Source organism: Nitrospirillum bahiense (assembly GCF_007828025.1).
Classification (GTDB): domain Bacteria; phylum Pseudomonadota; class Alphaproteobacteria; order Azospirillales; family Azospirillaceae; genus Nitrospirillum; species Nitrospirillum amazonense.
Genome location: NZ_VITO01000003.1, coordinates 364,184 through 378,161, shown reverse-complemented (window position 1 = coordinate 378,161; position 13,978 = coordinate 364,184). Strand labels below are relative to the sequence as shown.

Genomic DNA, 13,978 nt, shown 5'->3' with positions numbered 1-13,978 from the left:
CTCAGAACTTGGTATCCAGCCGGATATAGACCTGCCGGCCCAGGGCATCCTCCAGGCTGGGCAGATAGCCGGTGAACTTGGCCCAGGGCGGATCGCGGTCCAGAAGGTTGACCGCACCCACGCTGACCCGGATGGCATCCGTGGCCTGGAAGGCATACTGCGCGTCCCACACCACCCAGGACCCAACCGTGGCGGAACTGGCCGCGCCTAAGTTCACGCCGTAATCGTCCACCACACCGGAGGTGTAGCGCATGATCAGGGTGGCGGTGTGGGGCCCGTGCTCCCAGGTCAGGTAGGTGTTGTCGCGCCAGCGCGGCGTGACGGGGGCGAAGCTGTTGGCGTTGCGATGGCCCACCACTTCATAGATGGGGCCGCCCGGATTGTTCTGGATCTCATAGCTGTGGATGTAGGCCAGCGTGCTGCGCAGGGTCAGTTCATGGTCGTCCAGGTCCCAGGTGTAGGCGGCGGAGACGTCGATGCCATCGGTCGTGACCGCACCGGCGTTGAAATAGCCGACATTGACACCCACCAGCGTGCCGCTGGCGTCGCGGATGACGGCCGGCCCTGTCGGGTCGGCGTTGATCACGGCCTGGGCGTTCTGCAGCGCGATCTTTTTCTTGAAGTCATAGTTCCAGTAATCGACCGACACCTCGGCGTGGCGGATGGGGTTCCAGGTGATGCCCAGGTCGTAGTTGGTTGAGGTTTCCGGCTGCAGCTTGTTGTTGGGCACCGTGTTGACGTTGCGGAAGGTGCCCTTGTCCCCGGCCACCAGCGGGTCATACAGGTTGGACGTGCCGCTGGTGGCGGCACTGCCCACCGATTGGGCCAGGGCCGGCGCGCGGAAGGCGGTGCTGGCCGCGGCCCGCAGGGTCAGTTCCGGCGTCGCGTGCCAGTTGACGCCAATCTTGGGGTCGACGCTGTCGAAGGGACCATAATCCTCATACCGGATGGCGCCGTCGACATAGAGGTCCTTCAGGATGGGCAGTCCCAGCTCGGCGAAGCCGCTGCCGATCTGGCGGGTGCCCGATCCCGACACCCCCGGCGGCAGGTAGGCGGTGCGGCCGCTGGTGCGGAAGGCGTCATAGAGGATGGAGCGATATTCGTTACGGAACTGACCACCCACGGCCAGCGCGCTGGTGCCGCCCGGCAGGTCGAACAGCTTCCCCGTCACCACGCCTTCCGCGATCATGTATTCCGACACGGTGCGCGAGGTGGTGTAGGTGAAGAACTGGTCGATGACCGCCTGGCTGTTGACCTTCTGGTCCTTGCCGAAGGGGCTGAAGTAGGAACAGCCGTTGGTGCCGGGGGCGAAGCTGGCGGTGCCGTTGAAGGACACCGGGCAGCCGGCGCCGCCATAGCCGTTGACGGCGTATTGCAGCGACACCAGGTCGGTTTCCTTGACGTCGTAGACCTGCTGCTCGCGCGAATAGACGCCGTCCAGCGAGTATTCCCAGTCCCCCCACAGCTTACCCTTGGCGCCCAGCACCAGATGGGTGCCGGTCAAATCCGTCTTGTCGTCGTCATGGGGGCCGTTCACCCCCATGACGCGACCCAGGAAGGTGACCGGCACGCCGAAGGGATTGCCGGGGTTGTTGGCGGGCACGATAATGTTGCCGCGGGTGATGGGCGTGCTGGCGACACCGTAACGGTCGGAATCCTGGAAGTAATAGCGGCCTTCAAAGAAGATCTGCTGGGTGTCCGTCAGGTCATAGGTACCACGCACATGCGACAGCACCTGCTTGTAGGCCGGCTGGATGGGGTTCATGGCCTGGTAGCTGAACTGGCAGGCGCCCAGGGGGAAACTGTTGCCCACGAACACGCCGCCGGTGCCGGGGACGTCACAGCTGGGGTCCGCCACCTGCACGTTCTTGGTGGCCGCCGCCGTCGGGTTGGCCCCGGCGGCGACGCGAGCCGCCACGGTGTTGTTGTACAGCTGGGTGTAATCGATGGCGCCGTTGACGCCGTTGTTGATGACGACGTCGCCGCCATTGGCCGTGTGCGGAGCCGAGGACAGGATGAAGTTGCCCGGCTGCGACGTGCCCGAGGGGCTGTAGAAGTTGGTCACCCGGCGCTGGGAATTCTGCAGGTTCTTCTGGTGTTCATAGCTGAACGATCCCACGACGTGGAAACGGTCGCCGCCGCCGCCGAACATGCCCTCCGCCAAATACTTGGGCGCGCCGTCGATGAAGGTGTATTGCCCGCCCGCGGCCACGCCGTTGAACTTGTCGTCGGTGATGAAGTTCATGACACCGGCGATGGCGTCGGAACCATAGAGGGCTGACGCGCCGTCCAGCACCGTCTCCACCCGCTGGATTTCGATCAGCGGCACCAGGGTGTTCAGATTGACGTAGGGGTTGAGGTTGCTGTCCGTGTCCGTGGCCGCCGTGCGATGGCCGTTCAGCAGCACCAGGGTGGAGGACGGGCCCAAGCCGCGCAGGTTGGCGGAGCGGGAGCCGTGGTTTTCCGGCCCGCCCTTGGACAGATCCTGCGCGCCGCCCATGCTGCCGATGTTGGCCGGGGTCAGATTGGTCAGCTGGCTGAGGTTGCTGACGCCCGAGCGGCTGATGGCGTCGCGGTCCAGGGTCTGGGTCGGGTCGGGAATATCGGCCTGGCTTTTCACCTTGAGGTAGGTGCCGGTGACGACGATCTCCGCGATGCCATCATCTCCCTGATCCGCGTCCTTTTGCTGGGCCATGGCGGGATGGGCCGCAGCGCACAAAGAAATGAGCGCCACGACTGAAGCGCTCGCCCGCAGATGAGCTGCAAATCCAGACACGGATACACTTCCAATTTTCATTATTTTCCCTCCCCGATTGGCGTTTTATGCCGGCCCACGGCGGCATCGCCTTCTCTATTCATGGGGAGTATTGTAGGGGCCGTTAGATTTGTAAAATTTGTTTTTTACATGCATTAATAAACTGCACTTATCAATGCAACCGTCGCAAAACTGCCGCCCTCGGCATGGCAGCGATTGTGATGAATGAGGTTGGCGTGATAAGGAATTTATATGGATGTCAATCTTCGGCAGATCCGCGCCTTCCTGGCGGTGGTCGGGCTCGGCGGCTTTACCCGGGCCGCCGGCGCGCTGAACATTTCCCAGCCCGCCCTGACCATCCGCATTCGCCAGCTGGAGGACCAGATCGGCTTGCGCCTGTTCGACCGCAACACCCGGTCGGTCCAGCTGACCCGCGTGGGTCAGGAACTGTTGCCCGTGTTCCAGCGCCTGATGAAGGATTTTGACGGCGCCATGGCCGACATCCGGGAATTCTCGGAAGAGCCGCGCGGCACCATCCGGGTGGCCGTCCTGCCCAGCTTCGCCGCCGGGCCCCTGCCCGCCCTGATCGCGGACTTCCGCGCCCGCAACCCCCGCGTCTCCTTCGTGCTGAAGGACGCGGTGGGCAAGCGTGTGCTGGCCATGGTCCGCAATGAGGAGGTGGATTTCGGCATTGGCGTCGGCGGTGTCGATGAGCCGGACCTCGATACCATCGACGTCTTCGAGGACCGCATGGTGCTGGTCTATCCCCGCGGCCACGCGGCGGGGGAACTGCCCCTGGCCTCCGTGCCCGTCATTTCCCAATTCCCGCTGGTGCTGATGGACAAGGACACCAGCGTGCGCCGCTTGGTGGATGAGGCCTTCGCCGGCGCCGGTTCCATCGCCACCCCCGCCTGCGAGGCGACGTACATGTCGACAGCGGTCAGCATGGTGCGCGCCGGCTTGGGCCTGGCCATCCTGCCGGCCTCCGCCATCGAGATCCGGGGCTTCGCCGACATCGCCACGCGGCCGATCGACGATGCCGGATTCGTCCGCCGCATCGTCATCATCAAGCGCCGGGGCAGTTCGCTGCTGCCGGCGGTGGAGGAATTCACCAAGGTGCTGCTGGCGGCGGCCAACTCCTGCGCCACGCCTTCGGCCCCGTGCCTAGATGTCGAGGTCCAGGATGGCGGAGCTGAGGCACTTGCCGTGGGCGTCCAGGGCCAGTGATCGCGTGACGCCGCCGCCCAGCGTGCGCGTCAGGACGAAGTTCAGCGCCCCCAGTCCCGGCAGGGCATAGCGCACCACCTCCCCCTGGATCAGGGTGCCCAGGTGGCGGCGCACCCGTTCCACCGTCACCGCCGCCTCCAGCCGGGCGTAATCCTCGGCCCGGTAGGCGATGACGGAGATGTTGGAGGTGTTGCCCTTGTCCCCTGTGCGGGAATGGGCCAGCTCGCGCAGTTTCATGGCTGAACCTCCATCATGTGAACTTGCGGGCTGACGAGCTCGCGCGGGATCAGGGTCGACTGCACGGCGATGACCTCCTTGGCCATCTTGGTGGCGCCGCCGCCGCCGGCCGGGCCGTTGGTGTACAGCCCCTCCACCTCGTTACCGATGCGCTCGGCATCCTTCAGGGTGTGGGTCCGGCCAGCGACGCGCAGACGGACTTCATAGGGTTCGGGGGCCGCCGCCGACAGCTCCGGCCCATGAATGGCGTCCACGCCGATGAGGTCCAGCCGCAATTCTCGCAGGGGCAGGCCGATGATGCGCAGGCGTTCCGCCACGATGTCGCGGGCCAGGCGCGCCCGCGCCAGGGCGCCGGGACCGGCGTAGGAGATCTGGCCCTCACCGATGTAACCATCGCCATAGCCCAGCGAGACCTTGAGGCTGCCGGGTCGCGCAGCCCCGCCGCCGCCATCCACCCGTACCTGGTCGGGCCCCGTCTCGGTGATGGACACGCCGCTGAAATCGGCCGCCACGTCCGGCGTCAGATAGCGCGCGGGATCGTGCACCTCATACAGCAGCTGCTCCCGGCAGGTGGCGCCGGTGATCAGGCCGCCGCTGCCTGCCACCTTGGTGATGGTGACCGCGCCATCGGCCGCGACCTCGGCGATAGGGAAGCCCAGGCGCGCCAGGTTGGGCACGTCCTTGAAGCCGGGATCGGCGAAATAGCCGCCGCTGACCTGGCCGGCGCACTCCATGAGGTGGCCGACCAGCGTGCCCTTGCCCATGAGCGTCCAGTCATCCGCCGCCCAGCCGAATTCACGCACCAACGGCGCCAGGAACAGCGAGGGGTCGGCCACCCGGCCGGTAACGACCACGTCGGCCCCGTCCTTCAGCGCCCGCACGATGGGCTCCGCCCCCAGGTAGGCGTTGGCGGCCACCAGGCTCTCCGCCAGGCTGGACACGGGGGCGCCCGTTTCCTCGATCGTCAGGTCCTGGCGGGCGCGGATGATCTCCGTCACGTCATCACCGGTGACGATGGCGATGCGCAACGGCCCCAGCCCCAGGGAACGGGCAACGGCCGCCACGGCGGCGCCGGCGGCATGGGGGTTGGCGGCCCCCATATTGGTGATGATGGTGATGCCATTGCGCCGGCAGGCGGGCAGAACGGCCGCCATGCGGTCGGCCAGCAGGGGGTCGAAGCCGGCGGAAGGATCCCGCCGCTTGGCCAATTGGGCCAGGGCGATGGTCCGTTCGGCCAGGCATTCGAAGACCAGATAGCGGATGTCCCCCGCCTCGGCCAGTTCCACCGCCGGCTCGATACGGTCGCCGGAATAGCCGGCGCCGGTGCCTAGTCTGACGCGTTTCAACGCGGATGCCTCCTGGTCGCGCATCCCTACAGGGGCAGCACGCCGATGACGACGGCGACGGCCGTCATCAGCAGGGTGGCGCCGAACAGATAGGGGATGCTGAATTTCTGATGCTCCCCCAGCCCGATGCCGGTCAGCCCGATCACCAGGAAGGTGGCGGGCGTCAGGGGGCTGACGGGGAAGCCGGTGGTCATCTGGCCCAGCACGGCGGCCTGCGCCACATGCACGGGCTGGCCGCCCAGGCCGCCGTGAACCGAGGCGATGACCGGCAGGATGCCGAAGTAGAAGGAGTCGGGATCGAACAGCAGGCTGAGCGGCATGGACAGCACGCCCAGGATCACAGGGATGTGCCCCGCCATGCCGGACGGCATCACGGACACCGCCGCGCCGGCCATGGCCTTCAGCATGCCGCTGCCCTGCATGATGCCGGTGAAGGCGCCGGCCGCCAGCAGGATGCCGGCCATCATCAGCGCCGCCTTGGCATGGGCGTCCACCCGCCGGCGCTGTTCCGCCACGTCGGGGTAGTTCAGCATCAGGGCCGCCACGGTGCCCAGCATGAACATGACCACCGGATCCACCCAGCCGCCCACCATGACCGTCATGACGGCGACCGTCAGGGCCAGGTTCAGCCAGAACAGCCGGGGGCGGCGCAACGCCTGCTCCTCCGCCGTCAGCGGCCGTTGGGCGACCGGGACGGGGCCTACGCCCGCCAGCGTTCCGGCCAGGGCCAGCCGGCGTTCCTCCCGCCGGCCCAGCCACCAGGCGGCGGCGAAGACGAAGGCCAGGCCCGCCACCTGAACCGGCACCAGCGGGCGGAAGATATCGGACACCGGCAGGTGCAGGGCGGCAGCGGCGCGGATCATGGGGCCCGTCCAGGGCAGGAAATTCACCCCCGCCGCCAACGAGGTGACGCAGGCCAGGATGCGCCGGTCCATGCCCAGCCGATCGAACAGCGGCAGCATGGCGGGGATGGTCACCAGGAAGGTCACCGCCCCCGACCCGTCCAGATGGATCAGCAACGCCAAGAAGGCGGCACCTACGGTGATGCGCCAGGGCCGATGCCCCACCAGGCGCAGGATGCGGCTGATGATGGGGTCCAGCATGCCGGCGTCGGTGACCACGCCGAAATAGAGGATGGCGAAGACGAACATGCCGGCCACCGGGGCGATGGCCTTGATGCCGTCCAGGATGAAACGACTGGTCTCCAGCCCGAAGCCGCCCAGCAGCGCCCCGGCAACGGGAACGGCGATCAGGGCCACCAGGGGCGACAGCCGGTTGCTGAGGATGGCCAGGAACAGGACGGTGACCGTGCCGAAACCCAGTACCGCGATCATGCCTCTCCCCCTTATCCCGCGTCCGGTTCAGCCCGGACGTCGTGGCCCTTGGCGCCTGATGGTTCGACCCCTAGGGTTAAGGAGGAGGACCCGATAAGGGAAATAGATTTGTTCTATATTTGCGATAGTAAAGTTTAATGAATTCCGCCCCAGCCCCTGGGGCCAGGCGGCAGCGATAATCAAAATCTATCAATCGCATAAAATTAATCTAATTCCTTCCACCCTTGCGCCGTGGCATTCCCGGGGACAGAACACGGGGAACAGGCTGGGGAGGACGAGCATGCGCGTGATGACCTGGACGGCGGCGGCAGCCGGCGCCTTGCTGGCATGGGCCGCGAACGCCCCTACGGCCCAGGCGGCCACCCCGAGCGTAGACTGCGCCAGCCTGGCCGGGCGCAGCTTGCCCGAGGCGCGCGTCCTGTCGGCCGAGCCCGTGGCCGCCGGCCCCTATAAGGCTCCGGACGGCACCGTCACCTTTCCCGACCTGCCCGCCTTCTGCCGTGTGGTGGCCATGGCCGAGACGGATGTGAAGGTGGAGGTCTGGCTGCCCGAGGCCGGGTGGAACGGCCGTTTCCAGGGCGTGGGCAACGGTGGCTTCGCCGGCAACTTCAGCTATTACGCCATGGGCCCGGCCCTGCGCGCCGGCTATGCCGTGGCCGGTACCGACACGGGCCATGGCCCGGCGGAGGGCAAGCCAGGCATGCGCCTGGACTGGATGCACGACCCCACCCAGTTGGCCAACTGGGGCCACAACTCCATCCACCGCATGACCGTTGCAGCCAAGGCCATTGTCGCCGCCCGCTATGGCACGCCGGCGGCCAAGGCCTATTTCGAAGGCTGCTCCACCGGCGGCGCCCAGGCCATGACGGAGGCGGAGTATTTTCCCGGCGACTATGACGGCATCCATGCCGGCGCGCCGGGCATGAACTACACCCGCCTGATGATGAGCTTCCTGTGGAGTTCGCGGGCGACGCTGCTGGATCCCGCCAGCACCCTGCCGGCGGAAAAGCTGACCCTGCTGCACCAGGCGGTGCTGAACGCCTGCGATGCCGCGGACGGCGTCAAGGACGGGCTGATCGAGAATCCGCAGGCCTGCCGGTTCGATCCGGCCGCGCTGCAATGTATGCCGGATGCCACGGATACCTCGGCCTGCCTGACGGCGCCGCAGGTGGCCGCCGTGCGCGCGCTCTATGCCGGCCCGCGCAACCCGCGCACGGGTGAGGCGATATATCCCGGACTGGTGCCGGGCAGTGAATGGGGCTGGGACCTGCAGCAGGGTAAGTTGCTGGAGGCCTACGTCATCCCCCTGTTCCAGAACATGGTCTACGACAACCTGTCCTGGCGCTGGCAGGACTTCGACTTCGACCGGGACGTGACGCTGACGGACGAAAAGGTCGGTGCCACCATCACCGCCGTGTCGCCGGACCTGTCCGCCTTCAAGGCGCGGGGCGGCAAACTGATCATGAGCCAGGGCTGGGCCGACCAGCTGAACGCCCAGACCTATCCCATCCAGTATTACCAGGCCGTGGCGGGCACGTCGGATCCGGCCCAGGCGCGGGCGCGGCTGGGCGGCTACTTCCGCCTGTTCATGGTGCCGGGCATGGGCCACTGCTATGGCGGCCCCGGCCCCAACCGTTTCGATGCCGTAACCGCCCTGCGCGCTTGGGTGGAACAGGGCAAGGCGCCGGACCGGCTGGTCGCCGCCAAGCACGAGAAGGATCTGGACCCCACCTCCGCCGTGCTGCGCACCCGGCCCCTGTGCCCCTACCCCGCCGTCGCCCACTGGACCGGCAAGGGCTCCAGCGACGAGGCGGCGAACTTCACCTGCCGGTGACGGCTCAGGCCAGCATCATGCCGCGTGCAGCGGCGATGCGGTCGGCGATGTGCTCGCGCACAGCGGCAATGCGCCGGGTGTGGTGGCTGTCCGGGTGGCTCAGCAGCCAGTAGGTGCGGGTGAAGCGTATGTCCGGCAGCACCCGCACCAGTTCCGGAAAGCCCGCGGCCGCGTAATCGTGCAGCACGCCGATGCCGTGGCCTGACCGCACCGCCTCGATCTGGGCGACGACGCTGCCGCATTCGTAATGGCGGTCGGTGTGGCGGCCGACTTCTCCGGCGTAGTCGAGCGCCCGGCTGTAGGCGAAGTCCTCGACATGGGTGACGAACAGCCGGCCGGCCAGATCCGCCGTCGTGCACAGAGGGCCATGGCGGTCCAGATGCCTTTGGCTGGCATAAAGGCTCAAGGAATAGTCCGTCAGCTTGCGCACCATCAGCCGGCCGTGGTCCGGCTGTTCCAGAGTGATGACCAGGTCCGCCTCGCGCCGGGAGAGGGAGAAGGTGCGCGGCAGGGGCACCAGCTGGATGGTCAGGCCGGGATGCCGTTCCGCCAAGGCGCCCAGTTCCCGCGCCAGGAAATAGGTGCCGATGCCGTCCGGCGCGCCCACCCGCACCGTGCCGGTCAGCCGGTCGGCACTGCCGGAGAGGATGGACCCCGCCTGCAGCAACTCGGACTCCATGCGCTCGGCCGCCGCCATCAGCGTCTCACCCGCCGGTGTCAGGGTGCAGCCCTGGGGCCGGCGCTCCACCAACAGCACGCCCAGGGATGTTTCCAGCGCTGTCAGGTGTCGGGCCACCGTGGCGTGGTTCAGGCCCAGGCGCTGGCCAGCCCCCAGGATTTGCCCAGCACGGGCGACGGCCAGGAAGACGCGGACCTGATCCCATTCCATCGGCACATCCAGACTATAAAATCTGCACAACGAAGCCGCGACATTGCAGGTTGATGCGCAGTTCTGCAAGCCGGATAAGCGAGGGGATAAGACCCGGCGGAGGAACGAGCGCCATGACCAAATCCATCCCCCATCATATCGCTGGCCGCCCCCAGGCGGGCCGATCCGGCCGCACCGCGCCCGTCTACAACCCGGCGACGGGTGAGGAGACGGCCCGTGTCGACCTCGCCTCCGTCGATGAGGTGGCGGCGGCCGTGGCGGCAGCGGCGGCTGCCTTTCCCGCCTGGGCCGCCACCCCGCCCTTGCGCCGCGCCCGCATCCTGAACCGCTTCCTGCGCATCCTGGAGGAACGGGCGGACGAACTGGCCGCCGTCATCGTGTCCGAACACGGCAAGGTGCATTCCGACGCGCTGGGCGAAATCCAGCGGGGCATGGAGGTGGTGGAGTTCGCCACGGCCGCCCCCACCCTGCTGAAGGGCGAGGTGACGGAGAATGTGGGCACGCGGGTGGATAGCCATTCGCTGCGCCAGCCCCTGGGCGTGGTCGCCGGCATCACCCCGTTCAACTTCCCGGCCATGGTGCCGATGTGGATGTTCCCGGTGGCGCTGGCTGCCGGCAACACCTTCATCCTGAAACCATCGGAGCGGGATCCGTCGGCCGCCCTGGTCATCGCCCGGTGGCTGGAGGAGGCGGGCCTGCCCGCCGGCGTCTTCAACGTGGTCAACGGCGACAAGACGGCCGTGGACGCCCTGCTGACCGCCCCGCAGGTGCAGGCCGTCAGCTTCGTGGGATCCACGCCCATCGCCCAGTACATCTATGAGACGGCGGCGCGCCACGGCAAGCGCTGCCAGGCCCTGGGCGGTGCCAAGAACCACATGGTCATCCTGCCCGACGCCGACCTGGACCAGGCGGTGGACGCCCTGATGGGCGCCGCCTACGGTTCGGCGGGTGAGCGCTGCATGGCCATTTCCGTCGCGGTGCCGGTGGGCCAGGCCACGGCCGATGCCCTGGTAGGCCGCCTGGTCGACCGGCTGCGCACCCTGAAGGTGGGGCCGGGCACCGACCCGCAGTCGGAAATGGGCCCCCTGGTCACCCGCCAGCACCTGGACAAGGTGCTGGGATATATTGGGGCCGGCGTGGCCGAGGGCGCCAAACTGGTGGTGGACGGCCGCGATATCCGTCTGCAGGGCTATGAGAACGGCTATTTCCTGGGCGGCACGCTGTTCGACCACGTGACGCCGGACATGAGCATCTACCGGGAGGAGATTTTCGGCCCCGTCCTGTCGGTGGTGCGGGCAGACAGCTACGACCAGGCGGCCCAGCTGATCAACGACCATCCCTATGGCAACGGCACCGCCATCTTCACCCGCGATGGCGACGCCGCCCGTGAGTTTGCCCACCGGATCCAAGTGGGCATGGTCGGCATCAACGTGCCCATCCCGGTGCCCATGGCCTTCCATTCCTTCGGCGGCTGGAAGCAGTCGCTGTTCGGCGACCACCACATGCATGGGCCCGAGGGCATCCGCTTCTACACGCGGCTGAAGACCATCACCACCCGCTGGCCCACCGGCATTCGCGCAGGTGCCGAGTTCGTCATGCCGACGATGAAGTGAGCCTTACTGCTCGGCCAAGCTGAAGATGCGCTCCGCCGGAACCCATTTCTCCCCCAGCTTCGCCCAGGGTAGGGGGCGCTGAAAGGTATCCATCAGCGCCTCCCACGCCTGGACGTCCGCATCCGCGGCGTCGGCTTCGGCCTTGGCCTCGGGGTCGTAGTCATTCGTCACCTCCACGATCATCGCCAGCCGGTCGCCGCAGAGATGGATTTCCATCTCCAGGATGCCGGCTTGGCGGATGGCGCGCACCACGGCCGGCGGTACCTTGCCCGGCGCATGCCACTGGCGATAACGCTCGATCAAGGCGGGATCGGACTTCAGGTCCAACATCAGGACATGACGGTTCATCATTGTCTTTCTTGTGATATTCACACCCTAATCGGCGCGAAGGACGGCGGCCGGTCGGCCGCGTCGGCACCGAAGCGGGGGTTGGGCTTGGGCCCCATCTGGAAAGTCAGCCGCCCGCCCGCTGCCAGGCTGGCATGGCTGATCCAGCTCTTGGTATAGGCCGCGCCGTTCCAGGAGACGGACTGGATATAGGGGCTGTCGGGCCCATTGCCTGGCGCCTCCACCACCAGCCGGCGGCCCTGCCCCACGGCCAACTCAGCCCGCCGGAACAGGGGCGAGCCGAAGACGTAGATGGGCGTCACGGGGTCGACGGCATAGAGGCCCAACGCGCTCATGAGGTACCAAGCGCTCATCTGGCCGCAATCCTCATTGCCGGCCAGCCCGTCCGGCTGGTCCTGGGGCATGGTGCGCAACAGCATGCGCACCCGCGCCTGGGTCTTATGAGGGGCGCCGGCGTAGGCGTAGAGATAGGCCACGTGGTGGCTGGGCTCATTGCCGTGGGCATATTGGCCGACCAGCCCCGCGATGTCCGGCGGCGCGTCCGCCGGCATCTCCGAACTGGTGGTGAACAGCTCATCCAGCTTGCGCTCGAACGCGCCGGCCCCACCGAACATGTCCATATAGCCGTAGAGGTCATGCTGGTTCAGGAAGGTGGCCTGCCAGGCGTTGCTCTCGGTGAAGTCCCGCCACTTCTTCATGTGGCCCATGGCGCGGGGATCGAAGGGCTCGATCCATTTGCCCGCGCTGTCGCGGGCGCGGACGAAGGTCAGCGCCGGATCGAACACATGGCGGTAGTTGCGGGAGCGTTCGGTCAGGGCGCGGGCGTCATCGCGGGCGCCGGCCCCCGCCGCCAGATGGGCCATGGCCCAGTCATCATAGGCGTACTCCAACGTCTTGCTGACCGCCTCGTCCACCGTGTCGCTGGGAATGTAGCCCAGGCGCCGATACTCGCCCATGCCCAGGGTGGTGTCCTCGAAGGCCCGCTTGCGGAACACCGGCCAGGCGGCCTTGTAGTCGATGCCCTTGAAGCCCTTGGCCTGCGCCTCCGCCAGCACCACGGCGGAATGCCAGCCGATCATGCAGCCCGTCTCCCGCCCCTGCAGCGGCCAGACGGGCGGGCCGGCCGGGCTTTCCACCGCCATGCGCACCAGCCCGTCCACCAGGTCGGGCACGCGATCGGGCTGCACCAAGGTGAACAGGGGGTGCAGGGCGCGATAGGTATCCCACAGCGAATAGGTGGAATAGGTGTGGCGGCCTGTGGGCATCTGGTGGACGGCGTCGTCCATGCCGCGATAGCGCCCATCGACGTCGCTGAACAGCGTGGGCGCCAGCAGAGCGTGGTAGAGGGCGGTGTAGAAGATGCGGCGATCGGTGTCGCTGTCCGCGTCGATGCGGATGCGCGACAGTTCCGATTCCCAGGCGTCGCGGGCGGCACCGCGCACGCGGTCGAAGTCCCAACCGGGGAGATCGGCCTGCAGGTTGCGCAGGGCGCCGTCCACATCCACCGCCGACAGGCCGACCTTGACCAGCAGGGGGCCCTTGGCGGCGTCCGCGAGGTGCAGCGCGCACTTCAGATTGGTGCCGGCGGCCTGGTCACCCGCCACGGGCTGGTCGTCGGAATAGAGCTGCGCCGTGGTGAAGGGGCGCGACAGCTTCAGGGCGAAATAGATGTGGCGCCCGTCCGCCCACTGATGCACCCGCCGGCCGCCGACCAGGGTGTCGTTGCCCACCAGCTTCAGGCTGGCGTCGGTCACCCGGGTGGGCACGCCGTGCTTGTCCTGCATACCGTGGTGAAAGTCGATCAGCAGGTGCGCGCCGTCGCCGGTGGCACCCGCCGGGAAGGTGTAGCGGTGCAGGCCGGCGCGGGCCGTGGCCGTCAGTTCGGCCGCGATACCGCTGTCCTTCAGCCGCACGCGGTAATAGCCGGGGGTGGCCTGTTCGTCGGCATGGTCGAAGCGGGCGCGATAGCCGCCCTCGGGGGCTTCAAGGCTGCCTGGCTGCAGCACCACGGGGCCAACCCGGGGCACCACCAGCACGTCCAGCATGTCGCCCACGCCGGTGCCGCTGAGATGGGTGTGGGAGAAGCCCATCAGGGTGCGGTCGTCCTGGTGATAGCCCGAGCATGAGTCCCAGCGGCCGTTGTCGGTGTCCGGACTCAGCTGCACCATGCCGAAGGGCACAGTGGCGCCGGGGTAGGTGTGGCCATGTCCGCCGGTGCCGATGAAGGGATCGACCCAGCGGGTCAGATCCTGGCCCCCTTCCGCCCGGGCTGCGATTAGCGGCAGCCCGCTTCCGCCCAACAAGGCCAGGCCGGCGGTGCCCCCCAGCAACGTCCGACGTGTCAGCATGATCTTCTCCTTCCCCATCGCGTCCTCGCTTGCTGGCGGGGCCGCTC

The 13,978-nt window shown here is 67.5% G+C and carries 10 protein-coding genes; 3 read left to right on the top strand and 7 right to left on the bottom strand.

What is annotated here, in order from left to right; all coding sequences use genetic code 11:
* Position 1: 1 nt before the first annotated feature.
* Positions 2-2,695, bottom strand: coding sequence for a TonB-dependent receptor plug domain-containing protein (locus FBZ88_RS06745; protein ID WP_186464245.1), 2,694 nt, complete (start codon positions 2,693-2,695; stop codon positions 2-4).
* 312 nt (positions 2,696-3,007) lie between these two features.
* On the opposite strand from FBZ88_RS06745, the gene FBZ88_RS06740 reads away from it, so the two are divergent.
* Positions 3,008-3,982 (top strand): LysR family transcriptional regulator, encoded by a 975-nt coding sequence (locus FBZ88_RS06740; protein WP_145615987.1) that lies wholly within the window; start codon positions 3,008-3,010, stop codon positions 3,980-3,982.
* Here the strand turns inward: FBZ88_RS06740 and FBZ88_RS06735 are convergent.
* Genes FBZ88_RS06735 through FBZ88_RS06725 form a run of 3 tightly spaced genes read right to left on the bottom strand, consistent with a single transcriptional unit; the run spans position 3,920 to position 6,899 of the window.
* Positions 3,920-4,219 (bottom strand): AtuA-related protein, encoded by a 300-nt coding sequence (locus FBZ88_RS06735; protein ID WP_145615986.1) that lies wholly within the window; start codon positions 4,217-4,219, stop codon positions 3,920-3,922. The genes FBZ88_RS06740 and FBZ88_RS06735 overlap by 63 nt on opposite strands.
* On the bottom strand, positions 4,216-5,565 hold the full coding sequence (locus FBZ88_RS06730) for an acyclic terpene utilization AtuA family protein (protein WP_186464244.1): 1,350 nt from the start codon (positions 5,563-5,565) through the stop codon (positions 4,216-4,218). The genes FBZ88_RS06735 and FBZ88_RS06730 overlap by 4 nt, the downstream gene beginning before the upstream one ends.
* A 26-nt stretch (positions 5,566-5,591) precedes the next feature.
* The gene (locus tag FBZ88_RS06725) at positions 5,592-6,899 is read right to left on the bottom strand and encodes a CitMHS family transporter (RefSeq protein WP_145615984.1); all 1,308 of its coding nucleotides are present in this window, start codon (positions 6,897-6,899) and stop codon (positions 5,592-5,594) included.
* Positions 6,900-7,179: 280 nt separating this feature from the next.
* On the opposite strand from FBZ88_RS06725, the gene FBZ88_RS06720 reads away from it, so the two are divergent.
* Positions 7,180-8,733, top strand: a complete 1,554-nt coding sequence (locus tag FBZ88_RS06720) for a tannase/feruloyl esterase family alpha/beta hydrolase (RefSeq protein ID WP_145615983.1) — start codon at positions 7,180-7,182, stop codon at positions 8,731-8,733.
* 4 nt (positions 8,734-8,737) lie between these two features.
* On the opposite strand, the gene FBZ88_RS06715 is transcribed toward FBZ88_RS06720, so the two are convergent.
* The gene (locus tag FBZ88_RS06715; RefSeq protein WP_145615982.1) at positions 8,738-9,622 is read right to left on the bottom strand and encodes a LysR family transcriptional regulator; all 885 of its coding nucleotides are present in this window, start codon (positions 9,620-9,622) and stop codon (positions 8,738-8,740) included.
* Between the two features lie 113 nt (positions 9,623-9,735).
* Here FBZ88_RS06715 and FBZ88_RS06710 point away from each other — a divergent pair, with 113 nt between their 5' ends.
* A complete protein-coding gene (locus tag FBZ88_RS06710; RefSeq protein ID WP_145615981.1) occupies positions 9,736-11,235 on the top strand; it encodes a CoA-acylating methylmalonate-semialdehyde dehydrogenase in 1,500 nt (499 codons plus the stop codon).
* Between the two features lie 3 nt (positions 11,236-11,238).
* On the opposite strand, the gene FBZ88_RS06705 is transcribed toward FBZ88_RS06710, so the two are convergent.
* Both FBZ88_RS06705 and FBZ88_RS06700 read right to left on the bottom strand, forming a co-directional pair.
* On the bottom strand, positions 11,239-11,586 hold the full coding sequence (locus FBZ88_RS06705) for an L-rhamnose mutarotase (protein ID WP_211102558.1): 348 nt from the start codon (positions 11,584-11,586) through the stop codon (positions 11,239-11,241).
* Positions 11,587-11,603: 17 nt separating this feature from the next.
* Positions 11,604-13,931 carry a GH92 family glycosyl hydrolase gene (locus FBZ88_RS06700; RefSeq protein WP_145615980.1) on the bottom strand — a complete coding sequence of 776 codons (2,328 nt, stop codon included), beginning with the start codon at positions 13,929-13,931 and terminating at the stop codon, positions 11,604-11,606.
* Positions 13,932-13,978: the final 47 nt, after the last annotated feature.